A 281-nucleotide genomic window follows, 5' to 3' on the forward strand; every position below is an offset into this window, starting at 1 on the left:
CCGCCTTCGGCCACAGTGCTGGTCGCGGTGAGGTTCACGGTCGAGGTGTCGATGGTGTCAGTCACCTCGGTGACCGCCGCCGCCGGGTTGGTCGCCAGGTTCTCAAAATTGCCGCCGGTGGCGTTGGAAATGGTCGCCTGAACAGTGCCGGCGTCTTTATAGACGTCATCTTTTGGCGCATCGACGGTCACGGAACCGGTGGTTTTGCCCGCTTCGATGGTGATGACGGCGCCGTTGCTCAGCGTGACGGTCACCGGAGTGCCGGCGGCGTTGGTCAGGGT

General features: G+C 63.7%; 1 protein-coding gene. It reads right to left on the reverse strand.

The genetic code is table 11. From position 1 onward, the window contains the following. Positions 1–281, reverse strand: a 281-nt coding sequence (locus tag ACZ3HH_RS29690; RefSeq protein WP_465810110.1) for an immunoglobulin-like domain-containing protein, incomplete at both ends; no start/stop codon positions are given.

This window comes from Pseudomonas sp. PME37.24/025 (assembly GCF_055556615.1).